The organism is Streptosporangium sp. NPDC002721 (assembly GCF_042888905.1).
Classification (GTDB): domain Bacteria; phylum Actinomycetota; class Actinomycetes; order Streptosporangiales; family Streptosporangiaceae; genus Streptosporangium.
This window is the reverse complement of sequence record NZ_JBIAQI010000020.1, coordinates 130,240-150,283: the sequence shown is the minus strand read 5'-3', so window position 1 is coordinate 150,283 and position 20,044 is coordinate 130,240. Positions and strand designations below refer to the sequence as shown.

18 protein-coding genes and 1 pseudogene are annotated in these 20,044 nt (G+C 69.8%); 18 read left to right on the top strand and 1 reads right to left on the bottom strand.

Annotation, left to right across the window (positions count from 1 at the left end; translation table 11 throughout):
* Window positions 1-18: 18 nt before the first annotated feature.
* The 12 genes from nuoE (at window position 19) to ACFYWM_RS28095 (ending at window position 14,474) form a co-directional block, all read left to right on the top strand.
* A complete protein-coding gene (gene nuoE / locus ACFYWM_RS28150) occupies window positions 19-681 on the top strand; it encodes an NADH-quinone oxidoreductase subunit NuoE (protein WP_389919418.1) in 663 nt (220 codons plus the stop codon).
* A 130-nt stretch (window positions 682-811) separates the two neighbouring features.
* Entirely contained in the window at window positions 812-2,098 is a 1,287-nt protein-coding gene (gene nuoF, locus ACFYWM_RS28145; RefSeq protein ID WP_389919294.1) for an NADH-quinone oxidoreductase subunit NuoF, read from the top strand.
* A gap of 79 nt (window positions 2,099-2,177) precedes the next feature.
* The gene (locus tag ACFYWM_RS28140; protein WP_389919293.1) at window positions 2,178-4,745 is read left to right on the top strand and encodes an NADH-quinone oxidoreductase subunit G; all 2,568 of its coding nucleotides are present in this window, start codon (window positions 2,178-2,180) and stop codon (window positions 4,743-4,745) included.
* The gene (gene nuoH, locus ACFYWM_RS28135) at window positions 4,745-6,106 is read left to right on the top strand and encodes an NADH-quinone oxidoreductase subunit NuoH (RefSeq protein WP_389919292.1); all 1,362 of its coding nucleotides are present in this window, start codon (window positions 4,745-4,747) and stop codon (window positions 6,104-6,106) included. The genes ACFYWM_RS28140 and nuoH overlap by 1 nt, the downstream gene beginning before the upstream one ends.
* Complete coding sequence (gene nuoI / locus ACFYWM_RS28130) at window positions 6,093-6,608, top strand: NADH-quinone oxidoreductase subunit NuoI (RefSeq protein WP_389919290.1); 516 nt, start codon at window positions 6,093-6,095, stop codon at window positions 6,606-6,608. The genes nuoH and nuoI overlap by 14 nt, the downstream gene beginning before the upstream one ends.
* Window positions 6,601-7,437 (top strand): NADH-quinone oxidoreductase subunit J, encoded by an 837-nt coding sequence (locus tag ACFYWM_RS28125; protein ID WP_389919287.1) that lies wholly within the window; start codon window positions 6,601-6,603, stop codon window positions 7,435-7,437. The genes nuoI and ACFYWM_RS28125 overlap by 8 nt, the downstream gene beginning before the upstream one ends.
* Window positions 7,434-7,730 carry an NADH-quinone oxidoreductase subunit NuoK gene (nuoK, locus tag ACFYWM_RS28120; RefSeq protein ID WP_389919284.1) on the top strand — a complete coding sequence of 99 codons (297 nt, stop codon included), beginning with the start codon at window positions 7,434-7,436 and terminating at the stop codon, window positions 7,728-7,730. The genes ACFYWM_RS28125 and nuoK overlap by 4 nt, the downstream gene beginning before the upstream one ends.
* Before the next feature lie 66 nt (window positions 7,731-7,796).
* Window positions 7,797-9,659 (top strand): NADH-quinone oxidoreductase subunit L, encoded by a 1,863-nt coding sequence (gene nuoL, locus ACFYWM_RS28115; protein WP_389919415.1) that lies wholly within the window; start codon window positions 7,797-7,799, stop codon window positions 9,657-9,659.
* Window positions 9,659-11,254, top strand: coding sequence for an NADH-quinone oxidoreductase subunit M (locus ACFYWM_RS28110; protein WP_389919281.1), 1,596 nt, complete (start codon window positions 9,659-9,661; stop codon window positions 11,252-11,254). The genes nuoL and ACFYWM_RS28110 overlap by 1 nt, the downstream gene beginning before the upstream one ends.
* Window positions 11,251-12,804 carry an NADH-quinone oxidoreductase subunit NuoN gene (gene nuoN / locus ACFYWM_RS28105; protein ID WP_389919278.1) on the top strand — a complete coding sequence of 518 codons (1,554 nt, stop codon included), beginning with the start codon at window positions 11,251-11,253 and terminating at the stop codon, window positions 12,802-12,804. The genes ACFYWM_RS28110 and nuoN overlap by 4 nt, the downstream gene beginning before the upstream one ends.
* A 14-nt stretch (window positions 12,805-12,818) precedes the next feature.
* A complete protein-coding gene (locus ACFYWM_RS28100; protein ID WP_389919276.1) occupies window positions 12,819-13,829 on the top strand; it encodes a polyprenyl synthetase family protein in 1,011 nt (336 codons plus the stop codon).
* A 243-nt stretch (window positions 13,830-14,072) separates the two neighbouring features.
* On the top strand, window positions 14,073-14,474 hold the full coding sequence (locus tag ACFYWM_RS28095) for a MarR family transcriptional regulator (protein WP_350968985.1): 402 nt from the start codon (window positions 14,073-14,075) through the stop codon (window positions 14,472-14,474).
* Between the two features lie 23 nt (window positions 14,475-14,497).
* On the opposite strand, the gene rarD is transcribed toward ACFYWM_RS28095, so the two are convergent.
* The gene (gene rarD, locus ACFYWM_RS28090) at window positions 14,498-15,418 is read right to left on the bottom strand and encodes an EamA family transporter RarD (protein ID WP_389919272.1); all 921 of its coding nucleotides are present in this window, start codon (window positions 15,416-15,418) and stop codon (window positions 14,498-14,500) included.
* A gap of 136 nt (window positions 15,419-15,554) precedes the next feature.
* On the opposite strand from rarD, the gene msrA reads away from it, so the two are divergent.
* The 6 genes and pseudogenes from msrA (at window position 15,555) to ACFYWM_RS28060 (ending at window position 20,023) form a co-directional block, all read left to right on the top strand.
* Complete coding sequence (msrA, locus tag ACFYWM_RS28085; protein WP_389919265.1) at window positions 15,555-16,217, top strand: peptide-methionine (S)-S-oxide reductase MsrA; 663 nt, start codon at window positions 15,555-15,557, stop codon at window positions 16,215-16,217.
* 191 nt (window positions 16,218-16,408) lie between these two features.
* Window positions 16,409-16,516: pseudogene (locus ACFYWM_RS28080) on the top strand (multicopper oxidase domain-containing protein); the annotation flags it as partial.
* A 219-nt stretch (window positions 16,517-16,735) separates the two neighbouring features.
* Complete coding sequence (locus ACFYWM_RS28075) at window positions 16,736-17,983, top strand: mannosyltransferase family protein (protein ID WP_389919413.1); 1,248 nt, start codon at window positions 16,736-16,738, stop codon at window positions 17,981-17,983.
* Window positions 17,984-18,075: 92 nt separating this feature from the next.
* Window positions 18,076-18,405 carry a DNA-binding protein gene (locus tag ACFYWM_RS28070; RefSeq protein WP_389919262.1) on the top strand — a complete coding sequence of 110 codons (330 nt, stop codon included), beginning with the start codon at window positions 18,076-18,078 and terminating at the stop codon, window positions 18,403-18,405.
* 119 nt (window positions 18,406-18,524) lie between these two features.
* The gene (locus ACFYWM_RS28065) at window positions 18,525-19,001 is read left to right on the top strand and encodes an NUDIX domain-containing protein (protein ID WP_389919259.1); all 477 of its coding nucleotides are present in this window, start codon (window positions 18,525-18,527) and stop codon (window positions 18,999-19,001) included.
* A gap of 233 nt (window positions 19,002-19,234) precedes the next feature.
* A complete protein-coding gene (locus ACFYWM_RS28060; protein WP_389919256.1) occupies window positions 19,235-20,023 on the top strand; it encodes a DUF2306 domain-containing protein in 789 nt (262 codons plus the stop codon).
* The last annotated feature ends 21 nt before the right edge of the window (window positions 20,024-20,044 follow it).

Here is a 20,044-nt window from a genome sequence, read left to right as displayed (position 1 = left end):
GAGGAGGTGAGCGCGACCGTGACCAAGGGGTACGCGCCGGAAGTGCGGGAGCGCCTGGAGCGCGACGCCAAGGAGATCATCGGCCGCTACCCGAAGCCGCGGTCGGCCCTGCTGCCCCTGCTGCACCTGGTGCAGTCGGAGGACGGCTACGTCTCCGACGACGGCCACGAGTTCTGCGCCGAGATCCTCGGCCTGAGCAAGGCCGAGGTCGTGGGCGTCTCGACCTTCTACACGATGTACAAGCGCAAGCCGATGGGCCAGTACCACGTGGGCGTGTGCATCAACACGCTGTGCGCGGTCATGGGCGGCGACCAGATCTGGGACGAGCTGTCGGAGCACGCGGGCATCGGCCACGACGAGACGACCCCCGACGGCAAGGTCTCGCTGGAGCGGCTGGAGTGCAACGCCGCCTGTGACTTCGCCCCGGTGATGATGGTCAACTGGGAGTTCTTCGACAACCAGACCCCGGCCTCGGCCAAGCAGCTCGTCGACGACCTCAGGGACGGCAAGGAGCTCTCGCCCACCCGGGGCCCGAAGAAGCTCTGCACGTTCAAGGAGGCCTCGCGGGTGCTCGCGGGCCTGCCCGACGGCCTGGCCGGCGACGGCCCCTCGGCGAACGGCGCCTCCCTGGAGGGCCTGAAGATCGCCAAGGCCAAGGGCTGGAAGGCTCCGGAGGCGTGAGCGTGCCACGGAGCGGAACCACCACGAGCGGGCGCGCCGGTCACCCCGGCGCGTGCGGGTGCAACGAGCGTGCCGGCAGGCACGGTGCGGCCTCGTCACGGAGCGACGGGCTGCCAGGCGAGGAGACGAAGTGACCACTCTCACCCCGGTTCTGACCGCGAACTGGGACCAGCCCAACTCCTTCACCCTGGAGGGCTACGGCGACTACTCGGCGGCCGAGAAGGCGCTGGGCATGGACCCCGACGCCGTCATCCAGGCCGTCAAGGACTCCGGACTGCGCGGCCGAGGCGGCGCGGGCTTCCCCACCGGCATGAAGTGGGGCTTCATCCCTCAGGGGGACGGCAAGCCGCACTATCTGGTGGTCAACGCCGACGAGTCCGAGCCGGGCACGTGCAAGGACATCCCGCTGATGATGGCGAACCCGCACTCGCTGGTCGAGGGCGTCATCATCACGGCGTACGCGATCCGGGCCAACCACGCCTTCATCTACGTGCGCGGCGAGGTGGTGCACGTCGTGCGCCGCCTGCAGGCCGCCGTGGCCGAGGCGTACGCCAAGGGGTATCTCGGCACCGACCTGTTCGGCTCCGGTTTCGACCTGGAACTGGTCGTGCACAGCGGGGCGGGCGCCTACATCTGTGGCGAGGAGACGGCGCTGCTCGACTCGCTGGAGGGTTATCGCGGCCAACCTCGGCTCAAACCCCCCTTCCCCGCCGTGGCGGGCCTGTACGCCTCGCCGACAGTGGTGAACAACGTCGAGTCCATCGCGAGTGTTCCCTCGATCGTCGCCAACGGCGCCGACTGGTTCGCCGGGATGGGCACCGAGAAGTCCAAGGGCTTCGGCATCTTCTCGCTCAGCGGCCACGTGACCCGGCCCGGCCAGTACGAGGCGCCGCTCGGCATCACGCTGCGCGAGCTGCTGGAGATGGCCGGAGGGATCCGCGAGGGCCACCGGCTCAAGTTCTGGACCCCCGGCGGGTCGAGCACCCCGATCTTCACCGACGAGCACCTCGACGTCCCGCTGGACTTCGAGTCCGTCGGGGCCAAGGGCTCGATGCTCGGCACCCGGGCCCTGCAGATCTTCGACGAGACCACCTGCGTGGTGCGCGCCGTGCTCCGCTGGACGGAGTTCTACGCGCACGAGTCGTGCGGCAAGTGCACCCCCTGCCGGGAGGGCACCTACTGGCTCAAGCAGGTGCTCAAGCGGCTGGAGAAGGGCCAGGGCACCGAAGAGGACCTGACCACGATCACCGACATCGCCGACAACATCCTGGGACGCTCGTTCTGCGCCCTGGGCGACGGTGCCACCAGCCCCATCCACTCGTCGGTGAAGCACTTCCGCGACGAGTACCTCAAGCACTTCGAGATCGGCGGCTGCCCGTTCGATCACGCCCCGTCCCGGGTGTGGGGTGCCCAGTGAGCGCGCGGACCAAGGCCACCGGCAAGCACGTCGGCAAGCACAGCACCGTCCCGGTCCCCAGGCCGGCGGAGGAGACGCCATGACCGTCGAAGCCACCACCCCGGCGCAGCAGGTGCCGGTGAACCTGGTCACCGTCACCATCGACGGCTTCCAGGTGAGCGTCCCGAAGGGCACTCTGATCATCCGGGCGGCCGAGCTGCTCGGCATCCAGATCCCCCGGTTCTGCGACCACCCGCTGCTGGAGCCGGCCGCCAACTGCCGCCAGTGCCTGGTGGACATCCCCGACGCCGGCAACGGCCGGGGCTTCCCCAAGCCGCAGCCCTCCTGTGCGATCGAGGTCGCCGAGGGCATGGTCGTGCAGACCCAGCTCACCTCCCCGGTCGCCGAGAAGGCGCAGCGCGGCGTGATGGAGCTGCTGCTCCTGAACCACCCGCTCGACTGCCCCGTCTGCGACAAGGGCGGCGAGTGCCCGCTGCAGAACCAGGCCATGTCCAACGGCCAGGGCGAGAGCCGCTTCGTGGAGAAGAAGCGGACCTTCGACAAGCCGGTGGCGCTCTCCTCGGAGGTGCTGCTCGACCGCGAGCGCTGCGTCCAGTGCGCGCGCTGCATCCGCTTCTCCGACGAGATCGCCGGCGACCCGCTCATCGACTTCTTCGAGCGCGGGGCCAAGGAGCAGGTGGCCACCGCCGACGGCCGCCCCTTCGAGTCCTACTTCTCCGGCAACACCGTGCAGATCTGCCCGGTGGGCGCGCTCACCGGTGCCGCGTACCGCTTCCAGGCCCGCCCGTTCGACCTGGTCTCCACGCCCAGCGCCTGCGAGCACTGCGCGAGCGGCTGCTCCCTGCGCACCGACCACCGGCGCGGCAAGGTCACCCGCCGCCTGGCCGGGGACGACCCCGAGGTCAACGAGGAGTGGAACTGCGACAAGGGTCGCTGGGCCTTCACCTACGCGACCCAGCCCGACAGGCTGAGGACCCCCCTCGTCCGTGACGAGGAGGGACGCCTCGTCCCGGCCTCCTGGCCCGAGGCGTTCGCCGCGGCCGCCAAGGGCCTGTCCGCCGCCCGCGGGCGCGCGGGCGTGCTGGTCGGCGGCCGCCTCACCGTCGAGGAGGCGTACGGGTACGCGAAGTTCGCCCGGATCGCCCTCGGCACGAACGACGTCGACTTCCGCGCCAGGCCGCACTCCGAGGAGGAGGCGCGCTTCCTGGCGCACGCCGTCGCGGGCAAGGGCATCGAGGTCCGCTACGCCGACCTGGAGAAGGCGCCCGCGGTGCTCCTGGCGGGCTTCGAGCCCGACGAGGAGTCGCCAATCGTCTTCCTGCGCCTGCGCAAGGCGGCGCGCAAGAAGGGCCTGAAGGTCTTCTCGGTCGCGCCGTTCGCCGGCCCCGGGCTCGCCAAGATGGGCGGCACCCTGGTCCCGGCGGCGCCGGGCACCGAGACCGCCGTCCTGGACGACCTGGCCGCCGTGGACGCCATCGCCGCCGAGGCGATCAGGCAGCCCGGCGCGATCATCCTGGCCGGTGAGCGGCTCGCCACCGTGCCGGGCGCGCTGTCGTCGCTGCTGCGGCTCGCCGACTCCACCGGCGCCCGCCTGGCCTGGATCCCGCGCCGCGCCGGTGAACGCGGGGCGATCGAGGCCGGGGCACTGCCGAACCTGCTGCCGATCGGCCGCCCGGTCGGCGACGAGACCGCCCGCGCCGAGGTGGCCAGGGCGTGGGACGTCGCCTCCCTGCCCGAGGGCGAGGGCCGCGACACCACCGCCATGCTGGCGGCGGCGCTCGACGGCCAGATCGACGCCCTCGTCGTCGCCGGTGTCGACCCCTACGACCTGCCGGCCCCGCAGGCCGCGCTGCTCGCCCTGGAGAACACCCCGTTCATCGTGAGCCTGGAGCAGCGCGCCAGCGCGGTCACCGACCGCGCCGACGTGGTGCTCCCCGTCGCCGTGGTGTCCGAGAAGTCGGGCACCTTCGTCGACTGGGAGGGACGCGGGCGCACCTTCGAGGCGGCGATCCCGGTTCCGGGGATCATGAGCGACCTGCGGGTCGTCTCCTCGATCGCCGACGCGATGGACGTCCACCTCGGCCTGCCCGACCCCGCGGCCGCCCGCCGCGAGCTCGGCGCGATCGGCGCCTGGCGCGGTCCCAGGGCCGCCGCCCCCGAGGCGGCCGGCCGGTCCGCCGCCCGGCCCGAGGCAGGGGAGGCCGTGCTGGCCAGCTGGCACCTGCTGCTCGACGACGGCCGTCTGCAGGCCGGGGAGCCGTACCTGGCGGGCACCGCCCGTGCGGCCGAGGCGCTGGTGTCGGAGTCCACCGCCGCCGAGTCCGGCCTGGTCGACGGCGGCGAGGTTGTCGTCAGCACCGAGCGCGGCTCGCTCACCCTGCCGGTGCGGATCGCCGACCTGCCCGACCGGGTGGTGTGGCTGCCCGCCAACTCCGCGGGCCGCTCGGTCACCCGGGACCTGCGCGCCGTCGCCGGTGACGTGGTCAGGATCGGCGCCTCCTCCGGAGGCGCCGCCGTGGCCCCCGTGGCCCCCGTCGCCGCCGCCCCGGTCACGCCGGGCCCGGCGAGCACCGTCGCGGGCACCGGCACCACCGGCACCACGGCCGGCGAGGCACGCGCCGCCGGCGAAGCCAACGAGGAGCGGTAATGAATGTCCGGACTCTTCTAGTAGCGGCCGAACCGAACTTCCCGGGCGTCGCCGACTTCGGCAAGGACCCGCTCTGGATCAGCATCATCAAGGCCGCCGTCATCTTCATCGTCCTGATGCTGGGCGTGCTGTTCGGCGTGTGGTTCGAGCGCAAGCTCATCTCCCGCATGCAGAACCGCTACGGCCCCAACCGGGCGGGCAAGTTCGGGTTGCTCCAGTCGGTGGCCGACGGTCTCAAGATGGGGCTGAAGGAAGACCTGATGCCCCGGACCGTCGACAAGGTGATCTACTTCATCGCCCCGGTCGTCCTGGCGGTCCCGGCCTTCCTGGCCTTCTCCGTCATCCCGATGGGCCCGATGGTCTCGATGTTCGGGGTCCAGACGCCGCTGCAGCTCACCGACCTGCCGGTCGCGGTGCTGCTGGTGCTGGCGATGGCCTCGATCGGCGTGTACGGCATCGTGCTGGCCGGCTGGGGCTCGCGCTCCCCCTACTCGGTGCTCGGCGGCCTGCGGGCCAGCGCCCAGGTGGTCTCGTACGAGATCGCGATGGGCCTGTCGTTCGTCGGCGTCTTCCTGTTCGCCGGGACCCTCTCCACCTCGGAGATCGTCGCGGCCCAGGCCCAGGGCGGCACGCTCACGCTGGGCGGCCTGAACATCCCGCTGCCGTCCTGGTACATGATCCTGCTGATCCCGTCCTTCCTGATCTACGTCATCACGATGCTGGGCGAGACCAACCGGGTCCCCTTCGACCTGCCCGAGGGTGAGGGCGAGCTGGTCGGCGGCTTCCAGACCGAGTACTCCAACTCGTTGAAGTTCGCGGTCATCATGCTCGCCGAGTACGTCAACGTCTTCGTGGTCTCCGCGGTCTCCATCACCCTGTTCATGGGCGGCTGGCAGGCCCCGTGGCCGATCTCCGCGTGGGACGGGGCCAACACCGGCTGGTGGCCGCTGCTGTGGTTCTTCATCAAGATGGTGCTGGTCTTCTCCTTCTTCGTCTGGTGCCGCGCCTCGCTGCCGCGCGTCAGGTACGACCAGCTGATGGCCCTCGGCTGGAAGATCCTCATTCCGGTCAACCTGGCCTGGATCATGCTCGTCGCCACGGTCAAGGCCATGCGGCTGGAGGGCGCCAACCAGACGCTCGTGTTCACCGTGCTCGCGATCGTCGTGATCGGCTGCTTCGGCATCTGGTGGCGCTTCGACAGCGTGCTGCAGAAGCGCAAGGAGGCCAGGGCCGCCCAGGTCCAGGCCGAGTTCGAGCAACTCCAAGCCGAGCCGTCCGCCGGTGGCTTCCCGGTGCCGCCGCTCGACCTGCCGCACTACCACGGTGTAGCGCGCAAGGAGGTTCCCAGTGGGAGCAACTGATTGGCTGAACCCCATCAAGGGATTCGGCGTGACCTTCCATACGATGTTCAAGAAGGTCGAGACGGTCAACTACCCCGAGGAACAGCGGCCCACGGCTCCGCGCTTCCACGGCCGGCACCAGCTCAACCGCTGGCCCGACGGCCTGGAGAAGTGCGTCGGCTGCGAGCTGTGCGCCTGGGCCTGCCCGGCCGACGCGATCTTCGTCGAGGGGGCGGACAACACCGACGAGGAGCGCTTCTCGCCGGGTGAGCGCTACGGGCGCACCTACCAGATCAACTATCTGCGGTGCATCCTGTGCGGCCTGTGCATCGAGGCGTGCCCGACACGGGCGCTCACGATGACCAACGAGTACGACCTCGCCGACACCAGCCGTGAGAGCCTCATCTACACCAAGGAGATGCTGCTCGCGCCGCTCGGCCCCGGCATGGAGATCCCGCCGCACCCCATGCGTCTCGGCGAGACCGAAGAGGACTACTACCGGCTGGGACGCAACAATGGGTGAGACCATCACGTTCTGGGTGCTGGCGGTCGTCTCGGTGGGGGCGGCCCTCGGGCTCGTCTTCAGCCGCAAGGCGGTCTACTCGGCGCTGATGCTGGGCGTCGTCATGCTGTCGCTGGCCGTGCTGTACGCCGTCCAGGACGCCCCCTTCCTCGCCGCGGTGCAGATCATCGTCTACACCGGCGCGGTCATGATGCTCTTCCTGTTCGTCCTGATGCTCGTCGGCGTCGACTCCGCCGACTCGCTGGTCGAGACGATCAAGGGGCAGCGTCTCTGGGCGTCCGTCGCGGGCCTGTCCTTCGCGGCGCTGCTCGCCCTGGGCGTCGGCAACGCCGTCTACGCCGCGCCCACCGGCCTCGACGCGGCCGTGAAGGCCGCGGGCGGCAACGTGCCCTCCCTGGCACAGCTCATCTTCACCAGGTACGTCTTCGCCTTCGAGGTCACCTCGGCGCTGCTGATCACCGCAGCGCTCGGCGCGATGGTGCTGGCGCACCGCGAGCGGGTCCGGCCCAAGGCCACCCAGCGCGACCTGGCCCGCGCCCGCTTCACCGGCCCGCAGCCCTCGCCGCTGCCGGGGCCCGGCACCTACGCGCTGCACAACGCGATCGACATGCCCGCCCTGCTGCCCGACGGCACGGTCGCGGAGAAGTCCATCAACCGGGTGCTCGCCCGGCACGAGATCGAGGAAGGCTTCGCGCCGACCGACCCGGCGAAGGCGGCGCTCATCAGGCAGGTCCTGGAGAAGGACGCGGCGCAGAGCCGCGACTCCGACCCAGGCGACGAGCCCGTCCATGTGAGGGACGCGGCACTCCAGCAGGAGGACGGCAAGTGACCACTCACTACCTGGTGCTCTCCGCGCTGCTGTTCGCGATCGGCGCCGTCGGTGTGCTGGTGCGGCGCAACGCGATCGTGGTGTTCATGTGCGTGGAGCTCATGCTCAACGCCTGCAACCTCGCGTTCGTCGCCTTCGCCAGGCAGCAGGGCAACCTGGACGGCCAGATCATCGCGTTCTTCGTGATGGTGGTGGCCGCGGCCGAGGTCGTCATCGGCCTCGCCATCATCGTGATGATCTTCCGAACCCGCAGGTCCGCGTCGGTGGACGACGCCAACCTGCTGAAGTACTAAGAGGTGGCCGTGGAACCCGCTGAGATCATCCAGCATTCCGGAGGTGCGATCGGGGCCTCCTGGCTCATGATCGCGCTTCCGCTGCTCGGCGCCGCGGTCCTGCTGCTGGGCGGGCGCCGCACCGACCGCTGGGGGCACCTCCTCGGTGTCGCGATGTCGCTGGGCGCCTTCGTGGTGGCCGTCGTCGCCTTCGTCCAGATCCTCGGCCTGCCCGAGGCCCAGCGCCGCCAGGGCGTCGCGCTCTACCAGTTCATCCCCGGCGTCGCCGACATGGGGCTGCTGATCGACCCGCTGTCGATCAGCTTCGCCCTGCTGATCACCGGTGTGGGATCGCTGATCCACATCTACTCGATCGGCTACATGTCGCACGACGTCGACCGGCGCAGGTTCTTCGCGTACCTGAACCTGTTCGTCGCGGCGATGCTCCTGCTGGTGCTGGCCGACAACTACGTCGCCCTGTTCATCGGCTGGGAGGGTGTGGGCCTGGCCTCGTACCTGCTCATCGGGTTCTGGCAGTTCAAGCCCTCGGCGGCGGCCGCGGCGAAGAAGGCCTTCATCGTCAACCGCGTCGGCGACTTCGGCCTGCTGATCGCGATCTTCACGGTCTTCACGACGTTCGGCACGGTCGCCTTCGCCGACCTGACCCACGGGACCGTGAGCGGGGCGATCACCTCCGGCGGCGCCTCGCAGGGCACGGTCACCGCGATCGGCCTGCTGCTGCTCCTGGGCGCCTGCGGCAAGTCGGCCCAGCTGCCGCTGCAGTCGTGGCTGCTGGACGCGATGGAGGGCCCGACCCCGGTCTCGGCCCTCATCCACGCCGCGACCATGGTCACCGCGGGCGTCTACCTGGTCGTCCGCTCGGGCGCCTTCTTCGAGGCCGCCCCGACCGCGCAGCTCGTCGTGACGATCGTCGGTGTGGCCACGCTGCTCGCCGGTGCGATCATCGGTTGCGCCAAGGACGACATCAAGAAGGGCCTCGCGGGCTCGACGATGTCGCAGATCGGCTACATGATGCTCGGCGCGGGCCTCGGCCCGGTGGGCTACGCCTTCGCCATCGCGCACCTGATCGGGCACGGCTTCTTCAAGGCCAACATGTTCCTCGGGGCGGGCTCGGTCATGCACGCCATGAACGACGAGGTCGACATGCGCAAGTACGGCGGGCTGTTCTCGGTGATGAAGGTCACCGCGGCCACGTTCATCGTCGGCTACCTTGCGATCATCGGCTTCCCGCTGCTGTCCGGTTACTTCACCAAGGACGGCATCATCGAGACGGCGATGCACCACAACCAGATCCTGGGCTGGCTCGCGGTCCTGGGCGCGGGCATCACCGGCTTCTACATGTCGCGGATGGTCTTCATGACCTTCTTCGGCAAGAAGCGCTGGGCCGACGACGCGCACCCGCACGAGTCGCCCTCGGTGATGACCGTGCCGCTCATCCTGCTCTCGATCGGCTCGATCGTCCTGGGCGCCTTCCTGGTCCTGGACAACCGGTTCATGAGGTTCCTCGCCCCGGCGGTCGGCCTGCCCGAGGAGCTTCCCGGGTTCCACCCCCTCAGCGTCCCCGGCCTGACCACGCTCGCGCTGGTCGCCGTCGGCGTCGCCTTCGCCTGGTTCCGTTACGGTGCCGCCGAGGTGCCCGCGGTCGCCCCGCGCGGCTCGTTCCTCACCACCTTCGCCCGCCGTGACCTCTACGGCGACGCGCTGAACGAGGCGCTGTTCATGCGCCCCGGCCAGTGGCTGGCCCGCATCGCGGTGTTCTTCGACAACCGCGGCATCGACGGCCTGGTCAACGGCCTGGCGGCGGGGATCGGCGGGACCTCCGGGCGGCTGCGCCGCATCCAGACCGGCTACGTGCGGTCCTACGCGTTGTCCATCCTCTTCGGTGCCGCCGTGGTCGTTGGCGCGCTGCTCTACGTAGGGAACATGTGATGCCCTGGCTCTCGACCCTGATGGCCGTGCCCGTTCTGGGCGCGGTGGGTGTCTCCCTTGTCAAGAGTGACAAGCTCGCCAAGCAGCTGGCCCTGGTGGTCTCGCTGGTCGTGCTCGCGCTGACCGTCGTCCTGGCGGTCCAGTTCGACCCGGCCTCCGGGACGCGCTTCCAGTTCGCCGAGGTCTACGAGTGGATCCCGCGCTTCGGCGTCCACTACGGCGTCGGCGTCGACGGCATCGCCCTGGTGCTGATCGCGCTGTCGGCGATCCTCGTGCCGATCGTGATCCTCGCCTCCTGGCACGACGCCGACGGCTCCGGGGCCGCGGCCCCGCCCAAGCGGTCGGTGAAGACCTACTTCGCGCTGCTGCTGGTGCTGGAAGCGATGATGATCGGCGTCTTCGCGGCGACCGACGTCTTCCTCTTCTACGTCTTCTTCGAAGCCATGCTCATCCCGATGTACTTCATGATCGGGTCGTACGGCGGGGCGCAGCGGTCCTACGCGGCCGTGAAGTTCCTGCTGTACTCGCTGTTCGGCGGCCTGCTCATGCTGGTCGCGGTGATCGCGCTCTACGTGGTCGCCGGGAAGAACACCTTCATGTTCCCCGAGCTCATCGCGGCCGTTCAGGACCCGACCACGCAGAAGTGGCTCTTCGCGGGCTTCTTCATCGCGTTCGCGGTCAAGGCGCCGCTGTGGCCGTTCCACACCTGGCTGCCCGACGCCGCCGCGCAGGCCCCGGCCGGCGCCGCGGTGCTGCTGGTGGGCGTGCTGGACAAGGTCGGCACGTACGGGATGCTGCGCTTCTGCCTGGAGCTGTTCCCCGAGGCGTCGAAGTTCTTCACCCCGCTGGTGATCGTGCTGGCGGTCGTGGGCATCGTCTACGGCGCGATCGTGGCCATCGGCCAGACCGACATGAAGCGCCTGATCGCCTACACCTCGATCTCGCACTTCGGCTTCATCGCGCTGGGCGTCTTCGCGATGACCCCGAACGCGGGCGCGGGCGCCACCCTCTACATGGTCAACCACGGCTTCTCGACCGGCGCGCTGTTCCTGATCGCGGGCTTCCTGATCTACCGCCGGGGTTCCAGCCGGATCGCCGACTACGGGGGCGTGCAGAAGGTCGCCCCGCTGCTCGCGGGCACCTTCCTGATCGCGGGCCTGTCCGGGCTCTCCCTGCCGGGCCTGTCCACGTTCGTCAGCGAGTTCATGGTCCTGCTCGGCACCTACCAGCGCTACCCGGTCCCGGCGATCATCGCGACGAGCGGCGTCGTCCTGGCGGCCGTCTACATCCTGTGGATGTACCAGCGCATGATGACCGGCGCCCCGAAGGAGCCGGCGGTCGCCGTGCCCGGTTCCCCGGAGGAGGCGGCGCACGTCCTGCCCGACTCCCCGAAGAAGCCGGTGCTGAGCCTGCCCGACCTGAACCTGCGCGAGATCTTCGTGGTGGCCCCGCTGGTCGCGGTGCTCCTCGTCCTGGGCTTCTACCCCAAGCCGGTGCTCGACGTGATCAACCCCGCGGTGGACAAGACGCTCAGCAGTATCAACATCGAACAGCCCAAACCCGCCGTGGCGGACCAGAAGGGGGCCGGGCAGTGAACGACGCCATCATCCAACCCCCGACGATCGAGTACGCGCTGCTCTCACCAATGCTGCTCGTGTTCGGCGCGGCCATCATCGGCGTGCTGATCGAGGCGTTCGCGCCCCGCTACCTGCGCAAGTCGATCCACATGCCGCTCACGCTGCTGGCCCTGGTCGGCGCGTTCCTGATGACCGTGCTCAACGCGGTCAACGGCCTGCCGGACGCCCCGGCGGCGATGGGCTCGGTCGCGGTCGACGGCCCCTCCCTGTTCATCTGGGGCATCATCCTGGTGCTCGCCGTCGTCAGCACGCTCCTGATCAACGACGAGGAGCAGTTCGTCGCGCAGGCGGCGGCGGTGCCGGGCAGCCCCGACGAGGAGGAGGCGATCCTCAGCGGGTACGCCCAGACCGAGGTCTACCCGCTGCTGCTGTTCTCGGTCGGCGGCATGCTGCTCTTCGCCTCCGCCAACGACCTGCTGATCATGTTCGTCGGCCTTGAGGTCATGTCCCTGCCGCTGTACCTGCTCTGCGGCCTGGCCCGCCGTCGCCGCCTGCTCTCGCAGGAGGCCTCGGTCAAGTACTTCCTGCTCGGCGCGTTCTCCTCGGCCTTCTTCCTGTACGGGATGGCCCTGGTCTACGGCTACGCCGGGTCGGTGGACCTGCGGGCCATCAGCGACTCGCTCAGCGCGGTCAGCGGCCAGGAGACGCTGCTGCTGATCGGCACCGCGATGCTCGGCATCGGCCTGCTCTTCAAGATCGGCGCCGCGCCGTTCCAGGCGTGGAAGCCTGACGTCTACCAGGGCGCGCCCACCGCGGTCACCGCCCTGATGGCCTCCACCGTCCTTGTCGCGGCCTTCGGGGCCGTGCTCAGGGTCTTCTGGGTGGCTCTGGGCGGGCTTGAGTGGAACTGGAAGCCGGTCATGTGGGGCGTGGCGATCCTGACGATGATCGTCGGCGCGATCCTGGCCATCACCCAGACCGAGATCAAGCGCATGCTCGCCTACTCCTCGATCGCGCACGCGGGCTTCCTGCTCACCGGCATCGTCGCGGTCGGCGCCGCCGAGCAGAACGCCCAGGCCCTGTCGGCCATCCTGTTCTACCTGACCGCGTACGGCTTCACCACGGTCGGCGCCTTCGCGGTCGTCACCATGGTCCGCGACGCGGGAGGCGAGGCCGGGCACCTGTCCCGGTGGGCCGGCCTGGGCAAGCGCTCCCCGGTCCTGGCGGGCATCTTCGCCTTCTTCCTGCTGGCCTTCGCGGGCATCCCGCTCACGAGCGGCTTCTTCGGCAAGTACGCCGTCTTCTCGGCGGCGGTCGCCGGAGACGCCCTGCCGCTGGTCGTCGTGGGTGTGGTCAGCTCGGCGATCGCGGCGTTCTTCTACGTCCGCGTCATCGTGCTGATGTTCTTCAGCGAGCCCGCCGCCGACGGGCCGTCCATCGCGGCTCCCACGGTGGGCACCTCGGCGGTGGTCGCCCTGGCGGCAGCGGCTACGGTAGTGCTGGGGATTTTCCCGCAGCCGGTGCTCGATCTCGCGGATCAGGCTGCGTCCGCGCTGTTCATTCGCTAGAGGAGTAACGTTTCATGGCTGCGCCCCCGGTGGTTGATCTCCCGTTCGTCGACGAGCGGCTGGCGCGGGACGTCGCTACCGGACTGGCAGAGGTCGAGAAGCTGCTGCGGTCCTCGGTGCAGAGCGACGACGCCTTCGTCACGGAGGCGTCCAAGCACCTCATCGAGGCCGGCGGCAAGCGGTTCCGGGCCATGCTCGCCCTGCTCGCCGCCCAGTTCGGCTCACCGGAGGCGGCGGGCGTGGTGCCCGGGGCCGTGGTGATCGAGCTGACCCACCTGGCGACGCTCTACCACGACGACGTGATGGACGAGGCCCCGGTCCGCCGGGGCTCCCCGTCGGCGAACGCCCGCTGGGACAACACCGTGGCCATCCTGACCGGCGACTACCTGTTCGCCCAGGCGTCGGAGATCCTCGCCGACCTCGGTCCCGACATCATCAGGATCCAGGCCCAGACGTTCTCCCGCCTGGTACGCGGCCAGATCCGCGAGACCATCGGCCCCCGCCCCGGCGACGACCCGGTGGCCCACTACATCGGGGTGCTGGCCGACAAGACCGGTTCGCTGATCGCCACCTCCGGCCGGTTCGGCGCGATGCTCAGCGGCGCCTCGCCCGAGGTGGTCGAGCGGCTGACCCGGGCCTGCGAGGCGATCGGGGTCGCCTGGCAGCTCGGCGACGACCTGCTGGACGTCGCCTCCGAGTCGGTCGAGTCGGGCAAGACCCCCGGAACCGACCTGCGCGAGGGCATCCGGACCCTGCCGGTGCTCTACGTGCTCGCCTCTTCCCCGGACGACTCCGGTGCCCCCGAGGGTGCCCGCCTGCGCGAGCTGCTGGCCGGTCCGGTGGCGGAGGAGGACGTCGAGGAGACCCTGCGCCTGCTCCGCGCCCACCCGGCCATGGAGCGCGCCCGCGCCGAGCTGCTCGCCTGGGCCGCCCGCGCCCGCGAGGACCTCGCGAGCCTCCCCGACATCCCGGCCCGCACCGCTTATCTGGCCCTGTGCGACTACGTGGTGGAGCGGTCCGGCTGACCGTGGCCTGTTGGGGCCGGGGTGTGGCCATGAAGTGGTCCGGCCGGCTTCGTTAGCCTTGACACTGTGCGATCACGTCGTGAAGCGTGCGGGCCGGTCGGCGCGGACATGGTCATCGCCCGGCTCGCCCACCCGGCAGGGCTGGGTTTTGCGCACGTCTTCCACGATGTTCCTTGCATGCCAAAGCAAAGATTGTACGTGCATGTAGACTCCTGCCGATAGAACACTCCAGGAGGAATCACCATGTCGTGGGACCGTTTCGCCCTCTTGCACGCGCGCGTGGAGGCGGAGTTGACCAAGGCCCTCCAGCGCGGGCACGGCCTCGGGCTGTCGGAGTACCGCGCGCTGGGACGGCTCGCCACCGCTCCCGGCGGCTGCATGCGCATGCAGGAGCTCGCCGAGGCCGTGGGGCTCAACCAGAGCTCGGTGACCCGCCTCGTCGCCCGCCTGGAGGAGGCCGGGATGACCCGGCGCGACCTCTGCTCCGACGACCGCCGCGGCGTCTACTCGGTGATCACCGACGAGGGACGGGCCCGCCTGGCCGGGGCCACGCCCACCTACGAGCGTTCCCTGGCCGCGGCCCTGGAGCAGGCCGGCGTCGACCCGGACCTCACCCCTCTGGTCCTCGCCGTACGCGGCTCCTGAGGGTCTTGCTTTTCTGTACGGTCCTATACCGGTTCCTCCACCGGAACGGGCCGGGGGGCCGTCCGGCGGGCCCGGGTGGCCGCCCGGAGGCTGTCCCAGGTGAAGACCGACAGCGCCAGCCAGATGACGCCGAACCCCAGCCAGCGGCTGGGCGGCATGACCTCCTGGATGACGAACACGCCGCACAGGAACTGCAGCAGCGGGGCGATGTACTGCAGCAGGCCGATCGTGGTGAGCGGCACCCGGATCGCGGAGGCGGTGAAGCAGAGCAGCGGGACGGCGGTGACCACCCCCGCCCCGGCCAGCAGCAACGCGTGGCCCGCTCCCGCGCTGCCGAACGTGCTCGTCCCCTGCTGCCCCAGGTAGACCAGGTAGCCCAGCGCGGGCAGCAGCAACACCAGCGTCTCGACCGTCATGCTCTCCGCGGCGCCCACCCCGGCGATCTTCTTGACCAGTCCGTACGTGCCGAAGCTGGCGGCCAGCACCAGCGCGATCCATGGCGGGCGCCCGTAGTCGACGGTCAGGATGACCACCGCCACCGTGCCCAGCCCCACCGCGACCCACTGCCACCGCCGCAGCCGCTCCTTCAGCAGCAGCACCCCGAAGAGCACGCTGACCAGCGGGTTGATGAAGTAGCCGAGCGCGCTCTCGACCACGTGCCCGCTGTTGACGGCGTAGATGTAGACGGCCCAGTTGACAGTGATGATCACCGCGGCCAGGGCGAGGAGGCCGAGCTTTCGCGGGGTGCGCAGGAGCGCGCGGAACCAGGACCAGTGGCGCCGTACCGCCAGGATGGCGACGACGGCGACCAGGGACCACGCGATGCGGTGCGCCAGGATCTCCAGGGCGGCCGAGGGCTTCAGGAGCGGCCAGTACAGCGGGAACAGGCCCCACATCGTGTAGGCGGCGATACCGTACAGGACTCCACGGCGCGTTTCAGGCATGAATCCTATCTTCGCTCCTTACTAGGTTTAATACAATTTAGTAGTACTTTCTGCTCTGTTAAGAGAGTCTTACGGGAACACGGGGAGGCCACCGGCGGTTGCCTCCTGGTGAGAACGTGTCAGGAGGAGGTTCACAATGGGCTGGTTGTTCGGCAAGGACAAGACGACGATGGTGTCCCCGGAGAACGCGCTCCCGGGCCGCCCCACGCCGATCACGGCACCCGGCCGCCACGCGGTCCTGGACGCCCCGCTCGCCCCGCCCTACCCCGAGGGCAGCGAGATCGCCGACTTCGGCCTCGGCTGTTTCTGGGGCGCCGAGCGCATCTTCTGGCAGACCCCGGGCGTGATCACCACCTCGGTCGGCTACGCGGGCGGCTACACCCCGAACCCGACCTACGAGGAGGTCTGCACCGGCCAGACCGGCCACACCGAGCTCGTCCGCGTCGTCTTCGACCCCACCAGGGTCTCGTACGAGGAGCTGCTGCGCGTCTTCTGGGAGGCCCACAACCCCACCCAGGGCATGCGCCAGGGCAACGACGTCGGCACGCAGTACCGTTCGGCCGTCTACTTCCACTCACCCGAGCAGGAGAAGTCGGCCCTGACCTCACGCGACGCCTACCAGAAGGTCCTCACCGAGTCGGGCTACGACCCCATCACCACGGAGATCGCCCCGGCGGGTGACTACTTCTTCGCGGAGGAGTATCACCAGCAGTATCTTTTCAAGAACCCGGGCGGCTACTGCGGGATCGGCGGGACCGGGGTGTCGTGCCCGGTGGGGCTGACCTCCGGCGAGGCGTGAGCCTGCGGGTTTAGCCAGATCCTGGCCCTTGATCGCCCGGTGCGTCCGGTGTCGATCTTGGGCCAGATCTGTTTGCGCGGCCGTCCCGGCCCTGAACGAAACACCCTGATGGCGGCCATGACCGCCTCGAACTGCGGCGCGTCTCCGCGCCGGCCGGCGTCCCCGGCGGTCTGCAGGTCGTACACGATCTATTGCCGGACACCTTCGACGTGCGGCCCGGCGAGGTGTGGGAGGTGGCGTTCCGCGCGGCCGATCCCGGCTTGTGGATGAACCACTGCCACAACCTCGCGCACGCCGACCAGGGGATGGCCCCGCATCTGCGGTACGAGGGCGTGATATCCCCCTTCCGCGGCGGGCACGGCGGCTGGCACCGCGTGGAAGTTTCACGGCGGGGCGGGGTGTCCCGCCGCCGGGCGGAAGGGGTCTTCGCAGGAGACGAGCGGGGACGGGCCGGCACGAAAAGATCACGTTGTGGGCACCGGTTTGCCCGAATTTTGCGGCTATACAAAGATTTTCGCATGACTGATCGTGCGCCCGCCGGGCCGGTGAAGATCACGGAGCCGGAACCGGCCGACGCGGAACCCGGCGCACGTCCCGGCGAGACGACCGCCGAGACTTCCGGCGAGTCGACCGGTGAGGTGGCCGGGCGGCAGCGGTGGGTGCCCAGGTTCCTGACCGACCCCGGCGACCGGCTGGCCCTGCTCCTCTGGGCGCTGTCGCACGTCGGTGTGCTGATCTACGCCTACCTGGCCGGCCCCGGCCGGACCACCGACCCCTTCCTCAACCGGTTCACCCGCTGGGACGCCGAGAACTTCATCGCCATCGCCCAGTTCGGCTACGACGGCCCCCCGGGCATGCAGGACGCCGGGAAGCTGCCGGCGTTCTTCCCTGGCATGGCGATACTGATCAGGGTGATGCGGCCGGTCGTCGAGGACGGCCGGCTGGCCACGATGATCATCTCGCTGGTGGCCAGCGCGGTGCTCGCGGTGGCGCTGTCACGGCTCGCCGAGACGTACGCGGCAGGCAGCGGCCGGTACGCGGTGGCGGCGCTGTTCCTCAGCCCGTTCGCCGTGTTCCTGTACTCCGGCTACTCGGAGGCGCTGTTCCTCGCCCTGGCCGTCTCTGCGTGGCTGCTCGCCAGGAACGGCCGCTGGGAGGACGCCGCGCTGTGCGCCGCCGGAGCCGCCACGGTGCGCATCTCCGGCCTGTTCCTGGCCTTCGGACTGCTCGTCATGTTCCTGGTGGCGGAGAACGGCCGCAAACGCCCGGGCGGGTGGCGCCTGCTGCCCTGGCTCGCGCTCCCCGGTGTGCCGCTCGTGTTGTACAGCGTCTACCAGTGGACCCGCACCGGCGACTGGCTGGCCTACAACTCGGTGCAGGACCGGTTCTGGGGCCGGCACGCCGTCTGGCCGTGGGAGGCGCTCGCCAACACCTGGAACATGTCCGACGACGTCGCCTCGCTCACCACGTCCTACTACGGGGAGATCATCTCAGCCGCGGTGCTGCTGGTGCTGGCCGGCTGCCTCGCGGTACGGCGCAAGTGGCCGGAGTTCGCGTACATCATCCCCCAGGTGCTGTCCTTCCTCACCCTGTCGTCGTTCTACATGTCGATCGGCAGGGGATCGCTGACCTGGTTCCCCCTGTGGATCGCCATCGGCGTCGCGGGGGTGCGAAGACCTTGGGTGTGGCTGGTGAGCATGGCCATCATGATCCCGGTCATGGCGATCAACACCGGGAACTTCACCACCGGCGCGTGGATCGGCTGACACCGCCCGCGCCCGGCACTCCGCCCGCGCCCGGCACTCCGCCCGCGCCCGGCGGTCCACCGGTGGGCGTCAGGGCGGGCGCGGGGCGGCGGGTGACCGCGTTCGTGCGGGAGGCCCAGGACAACGATTTCCGGGTTGTGGTCAGCGCGATGACACCGATCGAGGCGCAGGACGTTCGCGTCGGAAGCGATCGCCTCAGGTGGTACCTGTCACGCCTGAAGGTCGAGCCTGTGACCGAGGACATCTCGTCACGGGCGATCGAGCTTCTACAGGATGCGCGTCCGCACGGTCACGAGTACGCCATCGACGCCGTGGTCGCGGCCACCGCGCTGCGTTCGGTGCGCCCGGTCGTCGTCCTGACATCCGACAAGGACGACATGGGCAAACTGTGCGGGAAGACCGTGGAGGTGGTCCATGTCTGAGACCGCTCGCCTTCATCTTGCGGACGTGTTCTACAGTGACATGTTTCGCGACCTGCTCAGCGACCTGGCCCGCCGCCCGTGCGTCATGTGACAGCGCCGGTTCCCGTATGGTCGGGATCATGAACGACCAGGAGACGCCGTCCTTCGCCCAGGCTCGTGCCGCCGCCGGGGCGCTCTTCTTCGACGAGGCGGGGCGGATCCTGCTGGTGCAGCCGTCGTACAAGGAGCAGCTGGATATCCCGGGAGGTTACGTCGAGCCCGGGGAGATGCCGTACGCGGCGTGTGAGCGGGAGGTCGGGGAGGAGCTGGGCATCCGGCCGCCGATCGGGCGTCTCCTGGTGGCTGACTGGGCGCCGCTTCCGGGCGAGGGGGACAAGATCCTCTTTGTCTTCGACGGCGGGGTGCTCGACGCCGAGACGCTCGAACTGATCACCTTCGCCGACGGCGAGCTGACCGCCTTCGGCTTCCACCCGATCGAGGACGTGGACAGTCTCCTGATCGAGAGTCTGGCGCTCAGGGTCAAGGCCGCCGCGACCGCCCGCGAGCTGGGAGAGACCGTTTATCTGGAGTACGGCCAGGCGCTACGGGCGGGGTGACCGACCGGGCGACGACGACCCTGGACGAGCTCGGACGACGGTGAACTGCTGCGGGCTGACGGGTTCGGCCGGTCGATGCAGGTCGACGAGGTGGCGAGAACCACCGGGCCCCCAGGGCCGACGACCTCACGCGACCTGGGCCGAAAGTACGCCCTGCCGGTGGACGATCGGCCGGTTCAGGTCGGACCGTTCTCCCGATGAGCCGCCGGTGTCTCGGCCGTCACGATCGGGTCATGACCGATGAGCGCTCGACGGGACACCTCCCGTCCCCCCGGTCGCCGCGCGGCGGCCGGTCGGCGGATGACCGGAACACAGCCGGCCGTGGCCGCGAGGTCGCCACGGCCTCCTCCGGCAGGCCGGGTAGGCCGGGCAGGCCGGGTTGGCTCCTGCCCGCCGGGCTGATCCTGCTCGGCGCCGTTCCGATGATCGCCGGAGCCGCCCGGCTGACCGAGCTGACGGCCGGGGCGGAGATCACGCCGGGGAACGCGCGGTTCTTCGCGGCGCCCCTGCCCGTGGTGCTGCACATCCTCAGTGTCAGCGTGTACACCATCCTGGGGGCTTTCCAGTTCGCTCCCCGTTTCCGTCGCCGGAGGCCGGGGTGGCATCGCGGCGCCGGGCGGGTCCTGGTCATCTGCGGCATCGCCGCGGCGCTTTCGGGTCTGTGGATGACCCTGTTCTATCCCCGGCCCGAAGGTGACGGTGACCTCCTCGCCGCGTTCCGGCTCGTGTTCGGCTCGGCCATGCTCGTGGCCATCGTTCTCGCCTTCGCCGCGATCCGGCGGCGGGACATCGCCCGGCACCGCGCCTGGATGATCCGCGGGTACGCGATCGGCCTGGGCGCGGGTACGCAGGCGCTGACCCACCTGCCCTGGTTCCTGATCTTCGGGACGCCCGGCGAGTTCCCCAGGGCACTGCTCGTGGCCGCCGGCTGGGTGATCAACCTCGCCGTGGCCGAGTGGTTCATCCGCAGGCGGCCGATCGGCCAGGTGCGTACCTCCCCGGTGGACGTTCACAGCGGATGACGTACGAGGAAGCCGGTGTCC